Here is a 22,338-nt window from a genome sequence, read left to right as displayed (position 1 = left end):
GAGCCGCATTTTGCCGATGTTCTCCTTGGGGATTTTTATGACTTGGCTTGTGTTTGCCGGGAGCTTGCGAAGGGGCAATGTTCTCCAGAGTGGGCTGATGCAGCTACCTGGGATCTCGTTGCCGACGTTTGTTCACTAGCGCTTGATGGGTCAAAGACCCTACGGCCGTTCTCGCCCGTTGTCTCCAATGAGACAAGACGTTCGTTTGACGTTCAGGACCTATCTCAAAAGGACTTAGAGCTGCTGTCTTCGGCGGTACAACACCTGACCCGCCCAGATATCGCGGCTCGGATTCACGACGTTTTGTGGTTACGGCGACATGGTCAAGGAATTCAGCACGCTCTCTCGGCTTTGGACCTTTACTCCAATATTCCTATTGACAGTAACGGGTATCGGCTGGGTCTCGTTCAGTCATGGGAACGAGCTGTGACGCTCGCGCGAAGTCTGGGTAAAACGACGTTCGAAACAGCCCAGGACCTGGAAGCCCAGCTGTCACACAGGCTGAGGTTACTCACGGCGGAGGGAGACATCCTTGCCCTCATGCTCTCGAGAATGATGATGAGGCTACGGATTGCCCCGACAGAAGCCAGCGATTTCGCAGATCTCATGGCAGTGCAAGGTCCGACAGAGCCGGCAAAGGGACCTCTAGGAAGTCTTCAATTTCTCGAATGTGCCCGGGACTGGTACCAAACGGCGGGGCTGTCAGACCGAGCAGACGACATGAGCATCGCTTTGGCCGAAGCAGCAGTTGCAAAAGGCATCGAAAGAGCGAGCGGGGCCAGCTCCAGTTACATGGTCGCAGCCCATCACCTTGAAAAGGCCATTCAGCAGTACAGGCGTACCTCTCACAGCTACCGAAAAGAGCGGGCGTTGGAGTCACGTCTGGCAGACATTAGAAGACTCCACCGTGACTACTCCCAGCGAGCGACAGAGGAATTTGAGCGCATAGAAGGTAGATCGTTTGATCTCACCGAAATCGCCGAAGCCGCCGAAGCTAGCGTCAAGGGAAAAGAAGCACTGCCGGCTCTCTTGAACTTCATAGCGGTCGCACCAATTCCTTCGGCGGAACAGCTGACAGAGATGCATAGAGAACGCCTAGCAGAAGGTTCGATAGCAGATCTTTTTGGCCGGTCCATCATCACAAACGGGGGGCGAATAGCCTACAAGGTGCCTGCACTTGCAGAAGATTCGAAAGAACACGTGATTGCCTCCCACGTCGTGACTAGCCACCAAATGTATATCGGCGGACTAGTTCAGGGCGCGATTGCCCCGGCGCTGAGGGCACTGAGTGAAGAGCACAGCATCACCAAAGAAGTGCTGTACGAGCTATGCACGCAGTCTCCAGCTGTGCCGCCAGGCAGGGAAACGATATTCGCAATGGGACTTGCCGCGGGGTTTGAGTGGGACTTCATCACAAGTAGCCACCTAGTCATACCGCAGATTGAAAACTTCTTCCGTTTTCACCTTAAGTCCCAAGGGGTCATTACCACGTCCCTTGACCAAGACGGCACGGAAACCGAGAAAACGCTCTCCCCATTGCTCGACCTGGCCAAAGACTGTCAGCTGATTGACGCAGATATTGAACTTGCCTTTCGAGCCACACTGGTCGACCCCAGGGGATCCAACCTACGTAATGACCTTCTTCATGGTCTGTCTGAGCCCCATACGGCAAACGGGGCCGCGGGGATCTACATATGGTGGCTGGTTTTGTACATGGTCCTAGTACCATTTTGGACCCGCTCTAGCGGTGAGATGGACGATTCCGACTCCCGACTCCCGCCTTAGTACAAGATGCAGTGCGGTTTCAGCTTAACCAAGACGTTTCCTTGCCATGACAGAAAAGAGCCGACGTGCCATTGCCCGACGCCACAGAAGAATTGGCCCCAAGAGACGTCTGGAGTCGGCACGGTGCAACTGCCGGGCGGGGGTTCCATTACCAAGATGCGGTGGGCGCGTGGCTCGTAGCCAAATGTCTGATCCAACATCACGAGGCAAGTCGCATCGTTCCTGAAGGCTTCGAAGACATACACATCGAGGGACCGGACCCCGTATTCGTCCAAGTCAAAAGCCGGCAGGAACAGGTTGGCGATTTCACTGTGGGAAAGGTCGCCGCCTTCATCAGGGAAATGTGGGACAAACGGGTTCGCCGCCTCCAAGAAGGAGTATCAGACGGCCGGCTCTTACTAGTGCTGGAACGGGCTGTTGCCGGGCACCAATTCGGGAGTTGGCGTGAACCCTTAGCTGACCTTGATCCACATAATGCTTTACGCGTTTCGCTCCCGAGAATCTTCGAAGAGGACGAGCTTCAGGAGGTGCTGAAAGTTTCGAGCATACTTGTGCTCCCATGGGAGGAAGCCAGCGACGGAGTTGCCGAAGCTGTTGTTGCCTCCTTCGACTCCATGCCGGCTGGAGCCCGGCTGGTCGAGCGTGAGCTTCGGTTAGCCGTCGCCAATGCGGCCGATAGGAACACGGCGGCAGATGGGCCGCAGACCGCAGCTGGTATCGACCCCTTGATGACGCACGCCCTCATCAGCCAAGTCTTGGAACTCGTTGACCGGGAGGCCCTCCAGGCTGCGTTGAGTGACGGTACCTGCGAGATAGTTGACTTCAGGATTACCGCTAATGACGACGGCTACTTTGAGGGACTCGCCGCCCAACCGGGCCACATCGCAGCAGGTGTTCCCGCACCAAGACCAATTCTTACCGGGCAAGTGATCCAGGCCCTGGCCGACCGGCAATCAGTGTTGCTGGCCGGTCCATCTGGTGTAGGAAAATCTACAGTGCTCTGGGCTGCCATCTACACGCGCCGCGACATGATCTGGTACCGCGTCAACCGCCTAGATTCAACCTCGGTGACAAAGCTCGTGCGGCTTGCCCGGGCATCGCGTTCCAGCGACCGTTCTCAGGTCGGATTCGTAGTGGATGGAGTTGGGATTGGCGAAGCGCAAGCATGGGATCAACTCAGTCGGGCGCTGGCACCGCAAAACGGAGTATTGCTCATTGGTTCAGTTCGGCGCGAGGATATGTTCTCCCTGACCTCTTTGGCCGACTCCGCAATCATCGAAGTCTCTCTCGACGAAGAAGTAGCCCAGGCGATCTACAGCAAGTTGCGCCTGGAGGGAGCTACACAGGCGAGGCATTGGAGGGAGCATTTCATGGCCGCTAATGGACTCACTATGGAATACACGTATCTATTGACGCATGGTGCACGTCTAGTCGACGTACTAACTGCGCAAGTGCGCCGCCGAGTCCAAGAAGGCCGCGAGGTTGAGCTACGACTGCTGGCCATCGTTACCACAGCTCATCAATGGGGAGTTCAAGTTCCAGTGAGCGCCCTGACCGGGGCGGAGTTCGACGAGAGCGCGCTCCGTCCTGCACTGGCGCGGTTGCAGGACGAGCACTTATTGCTGAGCACAACCACGATGGTTTCAGGGCTGCATGCGCTTCGATCGCGGACCCTGTCAACGGCTGTTCACTCGTTTCCCCCACCCACCATCGAATCGACCATCGTCCGTCTGTTGCAAGTTGTACCCCCAAACTCAATCCCTGCCCTCGTAAGTGGTGCCATCAGGGATTATCCCCATCTGCAGGACGAAATCGTTAGATCCCTAGTGAGTAGAACGGCCCACGGGGATGCGGAACAAACCGTGGTTGCTGTGGCACGGGCCTTGCGGTTCGTGGAGCTCGAAAAGCGTAGTCGCGAATGGGTCGCCATCATGGACAGGCTGGAAGTCCCGATACCGAGCCGGCCTGTCACCCTCCAACTCGCATTGTTGGAGGATCCCCAGAACGACAACACGCTGACTCATTTCCCTGAGTCTATTCAAAGCGCCGTTTCTGAGCTTTCACTCAACGCAAGACAACCGTTTCGGTTGCTCGACAGCTTTGTACAAACGCTGGGTGTCGACGAGGTCTGTCTGGCCATAACTCACTGCTCTGATCCCGCCACAGCGGCCAACCTCATATCATCACTGTCGGGGCTAGGCGAGGCCACGGTGGAGGCCATCTCATCTGGAATTAGAACTCACTCCTCGCTGTCGTCACTGGAGACGCTCCTGCACGGAAGCGGCGCAGAGGCCGCGGGAAACATAATCCTCGCAGGAACGCGCCTAGGTCCACCTGTAGCGGACGCCCTCCTCGAATTGGCAGGTGGCACAGACGTCCTACTAACAAAGATCACCGATGAATGTGTCTGGCTGACCGAAATACGCATCCAAGAAGACCACGCGACATCGGTCGTGTGGGGAAGAACATTGCACATATCCGATGATCTTCAAGGAAATGCGGAAACCTACGTTCGAGAGTTGGCCCGCATCGCGCTTTCTTGTCTCCCGATGTGCGAGACTGCCGACATACAGGCACTGCTGCCCGGCGGAAATCCGATAGTCATGGGCGATTTCACCTTCGGAGTCTCAAAGCTAAACCGTAGGTACGTGCATGATCCAGGCGAAATTGATCTGAATCGCCGCACGGCCGCCATCGCCTGCGCGGCCTTCCAAACAGGCACAAGAACTGACCGCATCGCCGAGGCCCTCGAACACCTACCGGCGGCCGACGAGTACCTGGAACGCCTTTCCCGAATATGGATCCTGGGAAGATCTGCTTCGCGGGAGACGTCCAGGACTGATGCCCTCCGCGAAGAATTGCGGCAATACGCCTCAACGATGAGCAAAGTTTCCGGGACCGACGATTTTCTTAGGGATGAAGTCGAAGCAACAGGAAACGACTACCTCCATACTCTCGTTTCTGGAATCGTCGACAACCTCAGCCCACGATTAGCCAGACCGGATGGGAATTTGGCCCCGCTAGCCTTGTATGTGGATGACACTCTCCGCAAGGCTGTCCGCGAAGTCCAGCGGGAAGCATGGGATCTGTTGGACGCCGCAGTCCCGGCAGAGCTAACTTCCATCGACAAAAGACTCACGGACCTACACGCTATCCTCTCCGAGATTGCCTTTGGCAACACACCAAGCAGACAGTTAGTCACAGCTGCCCGGTCAGGCCCCAGCTCAAGCGCGGTGCGGAGGGCTGCAGACTTGGCCGCCCGGAACGCACGCCGCCGCCACGAACGCGAATGGAACCAACGAGCCCAAACGCTCAGAAGTCTCGGCCATGAAGTGACGCTCTACAGCAGACCGGTGCAAAACGAAGGAAGCCACCTATGGCCCCCCGTCGAGATTGCAGTCGGCGTAAACCTTCCACGAGTCCTTGACTGGCCCGAAACCTGCGCCCACATGGTTGCGGCTCTGACTCCGCCGGGCAACGTGCAGAGTTTCCAGCCGCCACTCGTGATCTTTCCGACGATCGACAACCGCCGGGTTGATGAGCTCGCCATCAAGGTCATTAGCTCGGTTCACCCATACCCAGGTCTACGAGTGGACTGGACGGAAGGGCTACCAGAGTCGGCTCATACCCACCTGGCTGAAGTGGTCACACGAGCCCACCAATCACTCCAAGTGCTATCCGGGCTTGCCGAGCTTGCCGGTCATCGCGATATCTCCCGACTACAGGACCCGTATGACGACGCCCTAAAGCAGTACTCCGAATCGATCAAGGAACTTCATTCAGGGCCGGATGATGAACTAACCGAAACCTTGGTCGAAATACTCAACAGCCACGCACAGGGAGTAGAGATCGAACTATTCCGCGCAACTGAAAACCAAAGGATGGAAAACTCCCTGGCTCAATCAGTAACATCCTTGTTGGGGCCTGAACCGTCATCGGAAGCGCTGGAGTTGGCTGCAATGAGGTACTTTGCCCTCCAAGGGGACCTGAACCGCGCAGTTGCTCTGCAGGATCTCTCACAGCTCAAGGCGATGTAAGAAAATGGGTCAGGAAAAATGAATCGAGGGACTGCAGGGCCCGACAAATCCTGGGCATGGCGTGCGATTTCAAGACCTCCTTGCTGGAACGAGAGGAACTCGGTTTCGCCGTCCACATACTTGTGGCGGTCATTCATGAATGCTGTAGAGCTCGCCCACAGAAGGGAACGGGGTTATCCGCCAACAATATGTGGGAGACACTCATTGTCGCCGATAAAGTAGCCCGGGTTGTCCACGAGGACACCGCACACGTCGAGTCTGGCCAGGAAATTCTGTATGAAGGTGTGAAAAATCACCAACCGCTTATGGCCTATGTTCAGCCTCTTTCTTCTGCAATATGCCTCGTAGTGGTGCTCATCTACGGTTGCTGAAGAAGCATGGGTACTTCGCGCCGGTCCCACTTCCTTCGGGGGCTTAGGGGCTTTAGACCGGGTTTGGGAATCGGCCAGCAGGTTCTCCGCTTAGCGCCAACGTTGGTGCCGATAAGCCGTCACGTGTTTTAAAGTTGTTGCTTTGAGGCGTCGCCCTCAGATGTCTTCACTGAAACCACATGACACCCCACAGTGTACGCTGCGGCTCTGACAGTAAGATGATGCGAAAATCAGCATGGGGAGGAACATCATTGGAAACCGCTTTAGTCCCTACAGACAGCCCAAACCGCTGGAGGCAGCAGGGTGCGGACACCTCCAGAATCGCCTTCATCAACCTCAAACCATGTCCGGAGACGTTCCGGCAGCCCTGCGGCCACCCGTGGCCTTGGCACTAGCCAAAGCCATAAACGCCACGCCCGGCAGCGAACGCGCTGCCCGGCGGCTGCCTGAACGAACCCAGATGGGACGACCGCCGAGCCAGCCTCTCCTTACGCGCCGGGGGAGCCGCTTTGGAGCCGCCATGGCAATGCGGGTCCCCAATCTTGTGCGAGTGCTCTATCCTGCGGCGGACAGTACTTTCCTGCAGGCCCGTCTATTTGTGGATTGACGGTCAGGCAATAGCGCTGTTCCTCATCGCGTCCGCCTGCTTCGTGAGATGGGTCTACATGGTAGTTGACCGTCCACCCAAAGCGCGTCGACAGAAGACCTCCACCTAGCTCCTATGGCCGTAGAGCCGCGACCCAGGCCTGGACAAGCGAAGCAAGCCCAAGTCCAAGAGCAACTAGCCCGGCCACTATGGACATTATTCGACCGGAGCGGCCCCTTGATCTCGGAAGGCTTCCGTCTCGGATAGTGATGTCAGCCAGTTCGATTTTCGCCTTGTGCTGAGGTTTGCCGTCGCAAAGGTAGGTGGCGCGAATACTGAAACCCTTGGGCAAGAGGGTTGGGGCAAGCATAATTGTTGAGTGCCCTGGCGTGAACTCTAGCCGGGCGCTCAGTGAGTCGCTGCTTGGCGTTTGCTCAATTTCGTCTATCACTGGGACTTTGAGCTGGAAGAGGATTGGTTTCTGTCCGTCGAATCTCGTTGAGGATATGTCTGCTCGCCCTGTTGAAGCTATTTCGATAGTGACGAGGTATGGATTCGGCACCGTCGACCCTTCGTAGGCCACGCTTAGCTTGGGCAGGCCCCGGCGGCTGCGTCGGCTTATAAGGGGCGCCGACCGCACTTCATGGGAGAACTCCAGGCGCGGATTCTGCTTGCGGTAAATGCCGATCGCCACACCCGAGCCCAACAAGGCCAAAACGGCTGTGACGACAATTCCGATCCAGAAATCACTCACATACAACACGAAAGCACACTCCATTCCCATTCCAGTGCTTTTCCGTTCCGTGCCCGGGTCGCCGGCCCCTGCAGCCTCTCACGCGGGGGCCTGTGTTTCCGTGGTGGTGAGACGAACCGGACTTAATGCTCGCCGGCTTCTGGTGTCCTGGTTGACGCTGCTGCTGCGCCTCCGGTTCCTTGGTCTTTTAGCCCCGGGAGGCCCCTTGGATGAACGGCCCGCACGCCGAAGCCGTCCGTGCCTCCACCAGCGCCCACGACCCAGCAAACAAACCACAACCCAACGCCGCTGCAGCTGGCAACGATGACTAACAGCCTGGGGGAGTGGGACAACGAAGATGACACCCAGACAGACGCTGCAGGGCCATCCAAAGACGCTCAGGACGCGCCCTAGCTGTCCTACCCAACGTCGACGCATTCGTCATCGAAAACTCGCCACCACATACCGTTGGCAGATCAACGTCCAGGGCGAACCACCTAGTGCTCCAATGGTGGAAACACGCCGAAGCCATCAGCCGCCTCGAATCCCTCTGGCGCTAGTGGGAATACCTCCGCCTCGACGGCACCACAGGCATGAGAGTGTGGTGGCGAGACCACTCACGACACCACATGAACGTGCTCCTCTCCGCCGACGGACCCTTCAAAGGCTGCAACCCCGACCACCACCACAGCACCAGCCTCGGCCCACTGCCTTATGAAAAACCGCCAATCGGTCTCTTCTGACTGAAGCGAAAACTGTGACGAAGGCTTCTGTAAACCGGTTGCTGAGCCCTTGGACTCCGTCCCGGCGACTCTCCGACCTCCGGCTCCGTGTCTCGACGGCCTTTTCTCGCTTGGTCGTTTACCTTCAAAGTGTGAACTTCGAAAGTACAGTGCTCCCCTTGATGGCCAGCAAAAACAGTGAATGGGTGGGCGGGAGCGGTTTCCTGGCTCTCATCGACCATGAACTTTTCTTGGTTACGACAGCGCACATCGGCGATCGAGACTTGGCGCCGAGGGCAGACTGGAGAGAGTGGCCTGACAGGATCTTCGTCGGCCACACGGTGCTGGTGGACCAAGAAGACGGCCTTCCCAAACGAATCGCGTCCTTCGAACTCTTTTTTGAGGATTCGGAGCTGCAACGGATTCCTCGGTTCAAGTACCAATTACGCGAAGACATGCCGGGCAGAATGGCGGACATCATTCTGCTCCCACTAGGACAAGAAGTTCAGCTCGAGCAGACCTATAGATTTTTCGACTTACCTGCCGAGATAGGAGACCACAGGCCGGGCGCTCCCGTAACACTGGTCGGCAGGCCGACGAGCACTTTTCCTCAATTGGTAGCCACGACGGGCCACGCCACGGTGCAGGCTGGCCCTCTCCGTTTGATGTTCCCCGCGGGCCAAGATGGAGATTCAGGTGCGCCGGTCATAAATGCGCAAGGGCTATTGCTCGGCATGAATGTCGGATCGCACGTCAACGCCATGGACCAAGCCATGCTGCTGTCACCGGAGGCGATAGTGGCTCTTGCATCCTCGGTCGACGGCGTTGCCCTGGAATGGCCCCAATTCGCTGCAGTATCTCCGGGGACCCCCTGACGCCCAGAAGGACTACTCATCAGTCAGGAGACGATTGAAGAACTCCTCCAGCATGGGTTTTGCTTCGGCACCCGATAGCTCCTTACCGCCAAACCGGTAGACTTCATAACCAGCAAGTCGAAGCCCGCGGTCTTCTGAAACCATTTGGGCATAAAGATCAGGGCTCGGCCTATTGTTCTCCGAATAGTGCTGCATCCCGTCAACCTCCAGCACTATGCGTCGTCGTCCAGGCATAAGAAGCAGGAAATCCATTCGCTGACGAGGGAGCGTTGCGCCGCGACCGCGCGTGTAGGGGTCGTAATGAAGATACACCTGGGGAATCAATGCAGGGACGTTGAAGCCCATCGTCCGATACAGCCCGGCGTACGTGTCAAAAGCAGCTCTTCCATGATGTTTCCTTGAAGCGAGGCGCGCAACCTTCCATACAGGTTCAGGGCGAGCTGGCGCTCTTCACCTTCGTAAGTTTCCCCTCGGTTCCGCCACCATTCAACTAACTGTTTCCATGACAAACCGGAGGGCTCAAGAGGGCGATCGTAGACGAGGCAATATTCGGAATTTTTCGTAATCCTGATGGTGTTATTGATTGCGTCAGTGAGAACAATCTTTGGTTTTGGTCCAATAGCTGCGAATATCAAATTCTGAAAATCGCCACTGACTCCCCGGAGACTCGTAAGCGCGATGAGATGGTCAAGCCTGGAATTTTCGTATTCCTCGCTGACTCGACGCCCAAGTTCGACGAGTTCAGGAAACGCCTTCTGGTGAAGTCGTCTACGGACGTAAGCGCGCTTGCTCTTGAAGGGAGTCTCTTCGGAGTCCCCTCGGGGATCAAGCCCAAGTCCGATGCAAACTTCCTACATTTCATTGGCACTTACTGGGTAGAGAGCCTCCGCAATCTCATCCGTTAGATTACGGCGATTGACGCGTTCAGGCGCAGCTGAATGCACGGTCCATTTGTCCGGGACGCCATAGCCGTCACTCCAGGAATCCATCACCACTCCAGAGTACGGGCAGGTGTTGATCCTTGGTTCATCCTGCAGCGTTGCTGTCTAGGGAGACGGTTGGGATCTAGGTGTGACATGCAAAGCATGCGCCTACTTGGGGTCAGCTCATAGTTCCATCACGTATGCACTCAGGGCAGATGATCGACTTAATACGGCCAAGAAAAGCCGCTGACGGCCGTCGGTGGCAAACGGGCTTTTAGCTGCTGCTGGACGCGGTTTCGGTCTCGATGGCGGCGTCCCAGCGTTGGCGTGCGCCCTGGCGGGTGATCCCAAAGGCTCGGCCATTTCGGCCCAGGAGATGCCGTCGGCACGGGCGGTGGCCCGAACCATCGAGCTGAGTCTCAGGCTGCTTCATGAGGCGGGAGTTCTCGTGTCTACTTCCGCTCCCGTGGTTTTAATGCCGATAACAACGTTCTGTCGTCGGCTAGGCCGTAAGGCCTTGGTCATGTTCTTCGGTGCCGTCTAGGCCATGTACTTGATGAAGGAGGAGCTCTCACTGTGTCGAGTTATTCATGTTTCTGGCAGGTCTGGCGCGGTCACGTTCTGGGGCGCTCTTCCGACCGGCGGGCGTTAAGCCCTGGAGGTCGGGGCGTCATCCTGACCGGAGGCTTCACTTGGACTGAGTGGTGCCAGCCAGCAGGCAATCTGCAGAGACGGGAGCGCCGATTTCCCGGCCCAGGCTATGAGCACGCAGAGAAGCATCGGGTCCTCGTTTTTGGGTGTTCGATCGAGCAAAAAGGAAGTGTGGACAGTGTCCACACTTTCCGCCTCGGAGTGGCTGGTATAGCCGCCGGACTGGCTCGTATTCCGCATTTTTCCGCCACGTCCCAGTATTTCCAAGGCCTGGAATCCCGTTCGAGTCCCACCTCGGGCACGGCATACCCCCTCGTCAGAGGGGGTTTTTGCTTTTAAGTGTTGACAATTGTTGATACGAGTCTCTGATGTGTGATGCCGGCTTGTGCCTAGCCGCCGGTTGGCCTGTTCAGTTGTGGGGGAGCGGGTTCAGTTGTGGGGGAGCGGGTTCAGAGTCGTGGCTGCTGGGCCCTCCGCTTTCTCTGAACTGGCGTCATGTGTTCCTCTCTTGGTTGGCGCTAGGTCGTGGTTGGCCTACACCTCTTCATGGGTAGGAGGGCTGGGCACGACATGACTTTGAGAACCTGTGTCGAAGACTCCGCCTTCGACGTGTCACTGGAGCTAGGAGACGTGGCTGGTGAGCGCTTTGTCAGGCCGAAGAGGGTGTGGAAGTTTTTCCTCACTTACATCTCGCCTGAGGGGTTTGACCGCAGTTATTGGCTGTCCCTTGTTTGGACTGCATTGACCCATCGCACGTAAGTGACAGTAAAGACATGATGCGGATTCGTCAGAGCACCAGGCTGGGGCACTCCCGGCATGAGGCTGCAGACGTTGCTTTGAACGGGGTGCTTTCAAGATTGGTCTCATCCGTGCCGTCGACGCGACACTACGCCTGAAATCGGGCGGGGCCCGGCACAGATTGCGATCCCTAGCAGGTCCGCCGGCGCATGGCAGCTCAAGCGGACGACGTATGAGCGCGTCGAGGCGGACCTGTTTGCCGATAACGGCCATTCCTTCAAAACGGACGAGGCTCAAAAGTTCTGGGGTTCTTGTCCAATTGGGGCTGATGGTGGTGTGGTTTTTCTGTCAACCAGACGCCGGGGACCAACTCCGCAGGGGAGAGCCCAGGACATTTGGCTTCCTCAGAAGTGAGGTCTTGCCACCGATTCTGCCAAGCTGACCCGGTAGTGGAAACCTAAAGCTTCCTTGGTTGCCCAAGCTTCGAAAAACTCGGCTTTCTCGTAGAGTTTGCGACCGTGGTCGGGTGTCAGTAGCCAGAGGATAGCGCCGTCCTTGTTTACGTCGTCAACGTATCCGTTGCATACCGGGCGTCCTTGCTGTCGGAGTTCGACGTTCGCACCCATCAGGGTGGTCCAATCTCTGACACACCTGAGGTCCATGCATTTCAACTTTCTCTGAGAGGGGTTTCACCGGACGCAGTCCGCGGCGATGACATCGATAGTTGCTCTTGTGCTGGGGCGGGACCGGCCGGTTGATGGAAGGTAAATGACTTCGACACCGGGCGAGGGAGCAACCTCGGCCCGGAGCAAGCCGTTCAGGGCGCCATACTTCGCCTCGGCGCCCTTTTTCCCACCCTTTGCAGCGTCAATTTTCCGCCGGGCAGCAAAGTGCGAGCGTTGTTGACTAGAGCGTCCACAGCCGCGCCAGTCAATTGCTGGCGCTGAGACGCTGCCGCGATCAGTAGGGGGTTTAAGAGATTCCCCTGGACGAATTTGATGCGTTCGCCCAACCTTTCAGCGGTGCTGTGTAGGGAGTTTCGGCGAGCCGAAGTCTCTGGGTCAGCTACGGCGCTTCCAATGCGGGCAGGTCAACTTCGAGCATGGGCGTGTGGTCCCTTTCGCAGGCCTAGTAGCTTTCGCCTGCGCTTTGTAAAGCGCATGGCCGCGGGCAAGGTTCTGTGTGACGGCTGACCGCCGTACTAATACCCCGGCTCCCTTCGCTACTTAGTCCTTCCTTGCAGCGTTCAAGGACTCCCGGCGGCGCCATTGTGCTAGTCCTACAAGGTGAAAATGGTGCGGTGCCACGCTTTGGCTTTGTCCCCGGTGAGGTCGTACATGACGTGCTTTACCACCGTGTACTCGTCCAGGGAATAGGTGGACATGTCCTTTCCAAAACCGGACTGCTTCATTCCGCCGTGGGGCATTTCGCTGATGATCGGGATGTGGTCGTTGACCCAGACGGCCCCGGCGCGGATTTCGCGGGTGGCGCGGAGGGCGCGGTAGACGTTCTTGGTCCAGGCCGATGCGGCGAGCCCGTAGGGGGTGTCGTTGGCCAGGTCGATCGCTTGGTCGTCGGTGTCGAACGGAGTTACCGTCAGGACGGGTCCGAAGACTTCGTCACGGAAGATTTCGCTGTCCGGGGTAGCGTCGGCCACCAGGGCGGGGCGGTAGTAGGAGCCGGCGGCTAGACCGTCGTCGGGGATTCCGCCGCCGATGACGCGAGCGTAGCCGCGGGCGCGCTCCACCATCCCGGCCACCTTGTCCCGGTGGGTTTCGGACACGAGCGGGCCCAAATCGGTCGCTGTGTCCTGGGTGGGTCCGAGTTTGACCTTGGCGTACAGGCCAGCGACGCCGACAATAAATTTTTCGTACACGGAGCGGTGCACGATCGCTCGGGTGGCGGCAGTGCAGTCCTGTCCGCTGTTGATCAGGCTCCCGGCCACGGCGCCGTGAATGGCGGCCTCAAGGTCGGCGTCGTCGAATACAACGAACGGTGCCTTTCCGCCTAACTCAAGGTGGACGCGCTTGGCGGTGGTCGCGGCCGCTTCCAGCACGGTGCGGCCCACAGCGGTGGAGCCTGTGAAGGAGACCATGTCAACGTCGGGATGGCGGAGCAGTTCGGCGCCGACGGTGGAGCCACGGCCGGTCAGGATGTTCACGACGCCGTCCGGCAGTCCTGCTTCGGTGGCCACTTCGGCGAACAGGAGCGAGGTCAGCGGTGTCATCTCTGCAGGTTTGAGAACGATCGTATTGCCGGCGGCGATCGCGGGCAGGATCTTCCACGCGGCCATCTGTAAAGGGTAGTTCCACGGAGAGATGGAGCCGATGACGCCGATCGCTTCGCGGCGGATGGAAGAAGTGTGGTCGGGGGAGTACTCTCCGGTGGCTTTTCCGTCGAGGTTGCGTGCGGCGCCGGCGAAGAAGGCGATGTTGTCGATCGTGCCCGGAACATCGAATTCGCGGGTGAGCCGGATGGGTTTTCCGGCTTGGCGTGACTCAAGTTGCGCGAACTCCTCGGCCCGTTCTTCCATAAGGGTTGCGAGCTTGGTCAATACGGCGGAACGTTCGGCCGGCGTTGCCCGGGACCATGCCGGGAACGCGTCTTTGGCCGCTTGGACTGCGCGATCCACGTCATTGCTGCCGGCAAGAGTGACGGTAGTGATGGTCTCACCGTTGGATGGGTCGATGACGTCCATGGTTTCGTCCGTGGTGCCCTCGACGAGCTTGCCGTTGATGAACTGGCTCAAAACTTCTGCTTTCTGTCGTTCGCTAAGATGTGCGGTTGGCGGCTTGTGAACCTGATTCCAGATGGATGTCTTCACGGCCCAATAAGGCTGAGGTCTGAGAAGTCCACAGAGGAGTGCCAGGATGACCGCGCGGCTCAGGAAGCATTAGCCGACGCAGCAAATCCAGGCTATTTACGCAGTAATGCTGGCGCTCTGCCATATTGGAGCCCTGGACAAGCCCCAACCGCTTCCGGGTTCGCCTCTGTCACCTTCTCGGTGGAGTTTATGGCGATCTTGTTGTCGGAGCGCGTGGTCATGCGGCTATTGCCGGAAGGACACCGGCGGCACGCAGGATGCCGGCGAAACGTTCGCGCTCTTCGGCGGGAAGCGGCTGGATTGGCAGGCGGGCCGGGCCAACGGGTTCGCCGATGAGTTCCAAGCCTGCCTTGATGCCGGCCACGTAGTTCACGGACTCCAGGAAGTCGCTGATGGCCCAGAGGTGCTTCCACAGTTCGCGGGCGCGGGCCAGGTCATTTTCTTCAGCGAGAGCGTTCCAGAATTCGACGGCGAGTTCGGGCACGACCCCGGCGGTACCCCATACGGAGGCTTCGGCACCGCTGGCAATGCCGAAGAACGTCAGGGTGTCCCAGCCGTTGAAAGCCTTGATGCGGTCCGTGCGAGCGGCCAGAAGTTCGGCAAGGCCAACAGCGTCAGCGGAGGTGTTTTTGATGTAATCGACCCCATCGATGTCCCCTAGCTCAGCGAGCTCAGCTGCTGTGAGCTGGATGCCCGTCGCACCAGGAACGTTGTAGTAGACGATCGGTATGCTGATCGATCCGGCAACAGCGGAGAGGAATGCCTTCAAGGCGTTCAAGTCCAAAGGGTCATAAAACGGCGGAACGAGCATTATCGCGTCAGCCCCAACGGTTTCGGCGTTCTGCGCAAGATCGATGGCTCCCTGGGTCGATAGCGCTCCGATGCCAGCCACGACTGGTATGCGACTGCCCGCTCCCTTGACGTAGAGCTCGATGACGCGACGGTACTCTTTGGCCGAAAGTGTCGTGAATTCGCCAGTGGTTCCGGTGGTGACGATGCCGTGGATGCCGGCAGAGACCAGCCGCTCAACTTGACGCTGGAGCGCTGCTTCATCGATAGCGCTGCCGTCTTCGGTGAACGGGGTGGTTACAGCTGCGAGGATGCCGCGGAGGTTCTTCGTGGTGTGAGACATGTTCTGAAGGGCCTTATCTATGGATCGAGTTCGCCGCGCGTATGCGGCGTCGAAAGAGGAGGAAAGGAGCTACTGGGCTAGGACCGGCTGACTGGCGTCGGACGCCACGGAATCGGTCTGCCCCGAGGGCTGAAGAGTGGTTCGAGGGAGCCACGTCAACCGTTGTTTTGTTGTCAGACAATCTAACTACATCAAACGGTACTATCGCGAGCCGCAGCCCGTCTACCCTCTTCTTCATGAAGTTGTGTAAACCCTCCGCGCTCTACCGCGCCAAGGGACTCGGGCTGAGGTTTTCCATCCCATGCGGTGCGTCCCGGCGTCGTAACCTCTGAAGAAGTAAGCCGGGCACTGGCGTTTTCGATGACGCTTTGACCGACGTCAGCCAACAGCAAGCTCAAACGCGAAGAGGGCCGGACCGTACGGTCCCGCCCTCTCAAGGTCTGGTTTCGTTTGGCCTTAGCCCAGTGAGAAAACACGTCCGTTCTGGATTCCATCAACAGACTTCACATACGCCTGGCCAACCTCGTCCGAGGAAATCTTAGGGAATCCAAGGAAGTACTCGTGGTAACCAGTGGCTTCCTCAAGAACCGAAGGGCTGACGGCGTTGATACGAATTCCACGCGGAAGTTCAGCTGCGGCAGCCATCACGAACGACTCAAGCGCCCCATTGGCCAGGGAGGCCGCTACGCCTGTGTTGATCGGTTCGCGCGCCAGCACGCCGGTAGTCAGGGTAAACGATCCGCCATCGTTGACGTACGGAGTTCCCAACAGCACCAAGTTGACTTGTCCCAGAACCTTGTTTGCCACGCCAGACTCAAAATCCGCGGCCGTCAGTTCTGCCAGCGGCTTGAAAGGCACGACGCCGGTGCACGCGACCACGGCGTCCACCTTCCCAACCGCTTCAAACATCTTCGAAATGGACTCGTGGTCCGCCAAGTCCACTCGAACGTCCCCGTTCCTTGAGGCCTGGATCACCTCATGGCGTTCCGAGAGTGCCGCTGATGCTGCCGAGCCCAAAAGTCCGGTTGCTCCAATGACCAACACCTTCATGCTGTCTCCTCCTGCTGTTCGAGCAGCTTGATCAGCTGCTCTGCGCTGTCCAGGGTGTGGGCAGCGAAAGCCGCTTCAATCGCTTCCATATCCCCCGAACGCATGCTGCGTACCAGTTGTTCGTGTACTTCAAGGGCTCGAGCGGGGTCCGCCCTGGCCGCCTGATCCTGCGCCAGCGCTATGGTCAGATGAGCCTCGGTAACAGGCCAAAAACGCAGGAGCAGTACATTTTCAGAGGCAACCCAAAAACTCCTATGGAAAGCGATGTGCGCCTCGTGGAGTACCGCTGGGTCTGGGTAAGAAGCGATCCTGCGGTACTCATCCCAAGCGGCTTCCACTATCGCCAACCGCCGTCCGGTGGTGTCTTCCAGGATTGTTGCAGCGGCAAGCATATCGAGTGCCGTGCGGGCCTTCGCGATGTCCATGATCTCCGAGGGGCGCAATGTAGCGACCCGAAGGCCTCTATATGGTTCCTGCACCAGTAGCCCTTCCTGAGCCAACTGGGTCAGAGCTTCGCGGATGGTGGGACGGCTGACATTCAGCATCGATGAGAGTTTGACCTCAGTCAGCTTGTCCCCGGGTTTTAGTGTTCCCACGACAATTGCGCGTCGAATCTCCTTCATGACGGCATCGCGGCGCGATACCGATGCCACGGGAGATAAAGTGGAAGGATCATTCATATTGGCGTCTACTGTCGTCGATGCTGATTGTCAGACGATAGCAGTCTTACCTCTGGGCATACTAGGCAGATTCGTCTACGGGGGGTCCGGAACTTGGCGCCTCAATCTCCAGCGAATCGATTCTGTCGAAGTGCCTATCCATGGCAGCCATGGCGCTTGCCGGATCCTTGGCCTTGATGGCTTCAAGGATGGCGCGGTGGAGCACTCTCATTTCATCTACATCGTTAGCCAGTCGAAGCATTCGGGAGCGGCGGGAACTCACCGAGTCCGCGATCAGGTCACCGACTGCCGTAGAGAAAAAGATCAGCGCAGCGTCCCCGGAGGCCTGGAAAATCGCATGATGAAAATCCAGGTCAGCTGCATAGAGGGCATCTGGCGATGTGGACTTTTCCATCCGCATCACAGCATCTTCCGCGTGGGCCACAGGTATGGGTTTGAAGTCCTCCGCTGCCATTTTGGCTGCCTGCCGTTCGAGCGCGACTCTCACCGGCTGAAAGGCTGAAGCAGATGATAGGGCTGACGAATGCAGGCCTATCTTCAACGCCGCTGCGACATCATGCGGCTTCACAGTGCGCGTGTAGGTCCCTGCGGCGCCTCTTCTTTCGAGGGCGCCCATGGCTTCCAACATCCTGAGCCGGTGACGCAACGCCGTCCGCGAAGTCTCCCACTCGACAACGAGCTCCCGTTCAGATGGAATGCGCTGATCCGGCCCGACGTCCTCCATCAATTTCAGTAACCTGACCAGAAGATCGTCTTCCACTGTGCCCTCCTCTGTTGGCTCTTGGCGCTACCAAGGATGTCCTTTGATGCGATATGCGCCTCTCATGGTACTAGGACTTTGAAAGACGGATCTTGACAAGGTTGCTTTGGTAACACCAAGATTGCGGTTACGGCGATGACTTAGTCCATGCTGGTCAAGCAACGGGATTGCCATCCATAACGAGCGCCAACCCACCGCTCGGCGGGAGTCGGCATGCGGACGAATGGGTCCGGCTCGAAGATGAGCAGTGAACCGCACGCTCCCACTCACCGTGAGCGTCAGTAAGCATTCAGGATAGGAAAAGGAGACGTCATGACAGAACGTATGGCAGGGAAAACAGTCATCGTATTTGGCGGGGGATCGGTAGGTGGCGAGATTAATAACGGTCTGGCCGCGGCGCTCACCTATGCCGAAGAAGGCGCCAACGTATTCGTCGTGGACGTTTCGCCCGATGCAGTGAAGGGCTCGCTGGAAAAACTATCAGAGCTGAAGGGGTCAAGAAATCTCTCGATTTCCGTCGGTGGTGCCGTAGCGGACGTATCCGACAATGTGGCAGTGGAGGCGTCTGTCCGCGAATGCGTTTCCCAAGTAGGGAAGCCCAGTGTGCTCCATAACAATGTGGGCATCGCAAGGATGGGCGGGCCGGTCGAGATGAGTCTCGAGGAGTGGGACCTTGTCATGAAGGTCAACCTCACCAGCGCCTTCATAACCAGCAAGCATGTCTTGCCAATCTTCCTCGAACAAGGCTACGGCAGCATCGTAAACATCGCGTCGGTGGGCGGCATGCGCTACCTGGGATATAACTACCCCAGCTACTCGGCGACTAAGGGAGGGCTGATTCAGTTCACCGTAAATCTGGCCCTCGAGTACGCCGACAAGGGAATCCGTGCCAACGCTGTCGCACCTGGCTTTATCGAAACGCCGATGATGTACAAGCAGATAGCCGGCAACTACCCGTCCGTTGAAGCAATGCTTGAGGCCCGCCACGCTCTCAGCCCCACGGGAAAAATGGGCACTTCATTTGACGTTGCCCAAGCGGCACTTTTCTTGGCTTCCGATGAGTCGAAGTACGTAAATGGCATTTGCCTGCCCGTAGATGGCGGCCTGACAGCCTCCATAGGCCAATAATCCAGCGCGCGTGAGGAAGTCGACGTCGACCGGCGGCGACGGGCAGGCAGCCGTGACTTGCGTAAATCAGAATCGCCCCAGGCGATGGACGAGCACGCGCTGACGGCGGGACGGTAATGCCCGAGTTCCCTCCTTCCGTGTGGCCCCTGTTCCTGGCTCTGTTTTTGCCTACGGCGGGGTGAGGAAGCAATCGAATTTCTAACAAGTCATTGACACGGCCGACTTGGTAGCACCATGCTGGAACAAGGAAACACCAATGAAAGGATCTTATTGTGGACGTCATTGTGGGGCAGGAACTCCTGGGCACCGAAACTGAAGCAGACCTCAGTGAGTGGCTGGTAGAAGATGGCAGTGAGGTCACCGCAGGCCAGGCCATCGCCGAGCTTGAAACCTCAAAGGTTCAGGTCGAAGTATTGTCACCAGCGAGCGGAACCCTTACGTATGTAGCAGCAGAGGGCGACGTCCTGGAACCTGAGGCAATCATCGCGAGGGTGGGCTAGCTATGACTGTCGAAATCACGAAGGCAACCAGATTCGACCTTGATATCGATGGACCATCTGCCTTGGGACTGATGAGTACCATCCGGGAGTTCGAGTCCCGGCTACCGACCTATTCGGAGGAGGGCCTGATCCGGGGCTCCACTCACCCTTCGGTAGGCATGGAAGCAGTGGCGGTGGGTGTGTCCTGGGCGCTGCGGGCGTCCGACAGTGTCGCCAGCAATCATCGCGGGCATGCCCATTGTCTGGCCAAAGGCGCCGATGCGGGAAGGACGCTGGCGGAAATCCTTGGACGTCGCGACGGGTATTGCGGCGGTAAGGGTGGCTCCATGCATATCGGAGTAAAAGAGTTGGGGCTGTTGGGAACCAACGGGATTGTCGGCGCCGGAATTGGCCTCGCCACAGGCGCCGCCCTGGCGGCCCAAGCACAGGGTACGGACAACGTGGCCGTAGCATATTTCGGCGACGGAGCCACCAACCAGGGCGTGTTGGCCGAAGCCTTCAATCTTGCAGCAATCTGGAAACTTCCCGTCATTTTCGTTTGCGAGAATAACCACTTCGCGCAATCCGCAACACTGGAGGAGATGGTGGCCCAGCCAGATCTCCGCCGGCGCGGAGAGGCTTATGGAGTGCCCTCAGTCGATGTCGATGGAATGGACGTAGAAGCCGTCAGCAACGCAGCGGCCGAGGCGGTCCAAAGGGCCCGGTCTGGGCAAGGCCCGACTTTTATCGTCGCCGACACATATCGGTATCTGGGACATATGGCCGGAGACACGGAAATCTATAGGACTGCTGAGCAGGTGGAGCAGTGGAAGGGCCGCGACCCAATCGCCCGGCTTGCGAAGAGACTCCTCGACTCGACCGTTCTGGATGAGGCACAACTCAAAGCGATTGCCACGTCCGCGCTGACGCGGGTCGACTCTGCTGAGGAGTTCGCCAAGTCTTCTCCCTTCCCGGACGTTTCTTCAGCTTTTACTCAAGTCAGCGAGGACTACCGATGAATAAGCCAGCTCAGCAGTTGACGATTTGGCGGGCACTGAACGCAGCATTGCACGATGAATTCACTGAGGATCCGTCGACAATCATCATGGGGGAGGATCTCACTACCTGGGGTACCGGTGGCGGCATCTACGGCGTTACACGCAAGATGGCTGACGTGTTTGGCAAGGAACGCGTCCGGGACACGCCCATAAGCGAAGAAACGCTGATCTCCGCCGGAGCCGGAGCCGCCATGGCGGGCACCAGGACTGTCGTCGAAATAATGTACTCGGATTTCATGCTCCTAGGGGCAGACGGACTGATCAACCAGGCCGCCAAATCCCGTTACATGTTCGGGGGCCAGTTCTCCACCCCATTGGTAGTGAGGAGTAACGGTGGATCCGGCATCGGCAAGGCGGCGCAGCACTCACAGTCGCTGGAAACCCTCTATGCCCATATCCCGGGGTTGGAGGTGGTCGTTCCCGGCACCGCGAACGACGCATACGGTCTCCTACGCAGCGCCATCAAGAGTGAGAACCCGACGGTCTTCCTCGAACACAAGGCCCTTTATTACGACAAGGGCCCCGTGACGAAGGAACTCATTCCGCTTGGGAAAGCGCGGGTGGCCCGTGAAGGCAAGGACCTCACTATTGTGGCAACGCAACTCATGACGAAGCGCGCCCTCGAAGCTGCCCAGATTCTCGGCGCGCAAGGCGTAGATGTGGAAATCATCGATCCGCGAACCTTGTATCCCTTCGACATGGAGACAGTCTTCTCTTCAGTCCGGAAAACCCGGCACCTCCTCATTGTTCATGAAGCCGTCCGGGACTTCGGATGGGGCGGAGAATTCGTCAGCAACACCGTGCAGGAATGTTGGGGAGATCTCGACGCGGCACCGCGGCGCATGGGTGCTGCACGGGCACCTATTCCTTATTCCGAGGAGCTGGAAAGTGCCGTAATCCCCTCTGCACAGAACATCGTGGACGAAGCGCTGGCAACAGTGGGGCGCCGTACGAAGCTGACAGTTTGAGACCGGCGGGGTCGCTGTTCCTGACGTAGACATCAATTCAAAGGAGTTCCCTAATGAAGATTGCTGTACTGACCAAGCAGGTCCCGGATACGGCAGAAGAGCGTAAGCTCGACGTCTCAAGCGGGCGCCTGGATCGTGGTTCGAGCGAAGCTGTCTTTGACGAGGTCAATGAACGTGCTTTGGAAGTGGCACTGCAATACAAGGACGCGGACAGGAGTACACACGTCGTCCTTGTATCCATGGGGCCGGAGTCCACAAAAGAGACGCTGCGACGAGGACTGTCCATGGGGGCGGATTCGGCTATCCATATCCTTGACAATCGGCTGGAGGCCGCCGACGCTTCACGAACGGCAAGTGTCTTGGCCGCTGCGCTGAAGACGGTCGACTTCGACGTTGTTTTCACGGGCAATGAATCCACGGACGGGCGCAGTGGCGTCGTGCCGGCCATGGTCGCCGAGCACCTCGGCCTACCCCTTCTGGGCGGTCTGTTTTCTACCGAGTTATCAGACGGATACGTACGGGGCCAGCGGCAAGGAGAAGACGGCATCCTTGGTCTGAGTTCTTCCCTCCCCGCTCTTATCTCGGTAACTGAACGTTCCCCTGATGCGCGCTTTCCCAACTTTAAGGGCATCTTGGGCGCCAAGCGCAAGCCCATAACCGTGCTCAGCCTGGCTGATCTCGGTCTGGCAAACGACGCCGACTCCCGAACCGCTGTCCTGTCGACTCAAGTCCGCGCAGCCCGCACTGCAGGAAAGAAGATAGTCGACGACGGCACAGCCGCGAAGGAACTTGTCGAGTTCCTTGTAAGCAACCGCTTGGCCTAGTTAGGAGAAATGAA

Annotated in this window: 14 protein-coding genes and 1 pseudogene; 9 read left to right on the top strand and 6 right to left on the bottom strand. The window is 58.1% G+C overall.

What is annotated here, in order from left to right:
• Nucleotides 1-426 precede the first annotated feature (426 nt).
• The 4 genes and pseudogenes from J3A64_RS23945 (at nucleotide 427) to J3A64_RS08770 (ending at nucleotide 9,109) form a co-directional block, all read left to right on the top strand.
• Nucleotides 427-1,785, top strand: a complete 1,359-nt coding sequence (locus tag J3A64_RS23945; RefSeq protein WP_210064108.1) for a DUF4209 domain-containing protein — start codon at nucleotides 427-429, stop codon at nucleotides 1,783-1,785.
• Between the two features lie 161 nt (nucleotides 1,786-1,946).
• Nucleotides 1,947-5,822, top strand: a complete 3,876-nt coding sequence (locus J3A64_RS08780; protein ID WP_210064107.1) for a hypothetical protein — start codon at nucleotides 1,947-1,949, stop codon at nucleotides 5,820-5,822.
• Nucleotides 5,823-7,898: 2,076 nt separating this feature from the next.
• Nucleotides 7,899-8,255: pseudogene (locus tag J3A64_RS24085) on the top strand (DUF4913 domain-containing protein).
• Between the two features lie 161 nt (nucleotides 8,256-8,416).
• Nucleotides 8,417-9,109 (top strand): hypothetical protein, encoded by a 693-nt coding sequence (locus tag J3A64_RS08770; RefSeq protein ID WP_210064106.1) that lies wholly within the window; start codon nucleotides 8,417-8,419, stop codon nucleotides 9,107-9,109.
• Between the two features lie 12 nt (nucleotides 9,110-9,121).
• Here the strand turns inward: J3A64_RS08770 and J3A64_RS08765 are convergent, their stop codons facing one another.
• The 6 genes from J3A64_RS08765 to J3A64_RS08740 all read right to left on the bottom strand — a co-directional run bounded on the left by J3A64_RS08765 (nucleotide 9,122) and on the right by J3A64_RS08740 (nucleotide 17,867).
• Entirely contained in the window at nucleotides 9,122-9,454 is a 333-nt protein-coding gene (locus J3A64_RS08765) for a hypothetical protein (RefSeq protein ID WP_210064105.1), read from the bottom strand.
• 3,246 nt (nucleotides 9,455-12,700) lie between these two features.
• Entirely contained in the window at nucleotides 12,701-14,170 is a 1,470-nt protein-coding gene (locus tag J3A64_RS08760) for a gamma-aminobutyraldehyde dehydrogenase (RefSeq protein WP_210064104.1), read from the bottom strand.
• A 292-nt stretch (nucleotides 14,171-14,462) separates the two neighbouring features.
• On the bottom strand, nucleotides 14,463-15,377 hold the full coding sequence (locus J3A64_RS08755; protein ID WP_210064103.1) for a dihydrodipicolinate synthase family protein: 915 nt from the start codon (nucleotides 15,375-15,377) through the stop codon (nucleotides 14,463-14,465).
• 456 nt (nucleotides 15,378-15,833) lie between these two features.
• Nucleotides 15,834-16,427: a short chain dehydrogenase gene (locus J3A64_RS08750; RefSeq protein ID WP_210064102.1), complete on the bottom strand. Its 594-nt coding sequence runs from the start codon at nucleotides 16,425-16,427 to the stop codon at nucleotides 15,834-15,836.
• On the bottom strand, nucleotides 16,424-17,080 hold the full coding sequence (locus J3A64_RS08745; protein ID WP_307807178.1) for a GntR family transcriptional regulator: 657 nt from the start codon (nucleotides 17,078-17,080) through the stop codon (nucleotides 16,424-16,426). Before J3A64_RS08745 ends, J3A64_RS08750 begins: the two co-directional genes overlap by 4 nt.
• A gap of 88 nt (nucleotides 17,081-17,168) precedes the next feature.
• Nucleotides 17,169-17,867: a FadR/GntR family transcriptional regulator gene (locus J3A64_RS08740; protein ID WP_210064100.1), complete on the bottom strand. Its 699-nt coding sequence runs from the start codon at nucleotides 17,865-17,867 to the stop codon at nucleotides 17,169-17,171.
• Nucleotides 17,868-18,179: 312 nt separating this feature from the next.
• Between J3A64_RS08740 and J3A64_RS08735 the strand changes: the two genes are divergently transcribed.
• The 5 genes from J3A64_RS08735 (at nucleotide 18,180) to J3A64_RS08715 (ending at nucleotide 22,324) form a co-directional block, all read left to right on the top strand.
• Nucleotides 18,180-18,995 carry an SDR family NAD(P)-dependent oxidoreductase gene (locus tag J3A64_RS08735; protein WP_159698756.1) on the top strand — a complete coding sequence of 272 codons (816 nt, stop codon included), beginning with the start codon at nucleotides 18,180-18,182 and terminating at the stop codon, nucleotides 18,993-18,995.
• 272 nt (nucleotides 18,996-19,267) lie between these two features.
• Nucleotides 19,268-19,495 (top strand): biotin/lipoyl-containing protein, encoded by a 228-nt coding sequence (locus J3A64_RS08730; RefSeq protein WP_159698753.1) that lies wholly within the window; start codon nucleotides 19,268-19,270, stop codon nucleotides 19,493-19,495.
• A 2-nt stretch (nucleotides 19,496-19,497) separates the two neighbouring features.
• Nucleotides 19,498-20,493 (top strand): thiamine pyrophosphate-dependent dehydrogenase E1 component subunit alpha, encoded by a 996-nt coding sequence (locus tag J3A64_RS08725; RefSeq protein ID WP_210064099.1) that lies wholly within the window; start codon nucleotides 19,498-19,500, stop codon nucleotides 20,491-20,493.
• Nucleotides 20,490-21,500, top strand: coding sequence for an alpha-ketoacid dehydrogenase subunit beta (locus tag J3A64_RS08720; RefSeq protein WP_210064098.1), 1,011 nt, complete (start codon nucleotides 20,490-20,492; stop codon nucleotides 21,498-21,500). Before J3A64_RS08725 ends, J3A64_RS08720 begins: the two co-directional genes overlap by 4 nt.
• 53 nt (nucleotides 21,501-21,553) lie before the next feature.
• Complete coding sequence (locus J3A64_RS08715; protein WP_210064097.1) at nucleotides 21,554-22,324, top strand: electron transfer flavoprotein subunit beta/FixA family protein; 771 nt, start codon at nucleotides 21,554-21,556, stop codon at nucleotides 22,322-22,324.
• Nucleotides 22,325-22,338: the final 14 nt, after the last annotated feature.

Origin of the sequence: Pseudarthrobacter sp. PvP004, from assembly GCF_017876035.1 — a bacterium.
Classification (GTDB): domain Bacteria; phylum Actinomycetota; class Actinomycetes; order Actinomycetales; family Micrococcaceae; genus Arthrobacter; species Arthrobacter aurescens_A.
The sequence above is the reverse complement of the archived record's forward strand: the minus strand, read 5'-3'. Positions and strand labels throughout refer to the sequence as shown.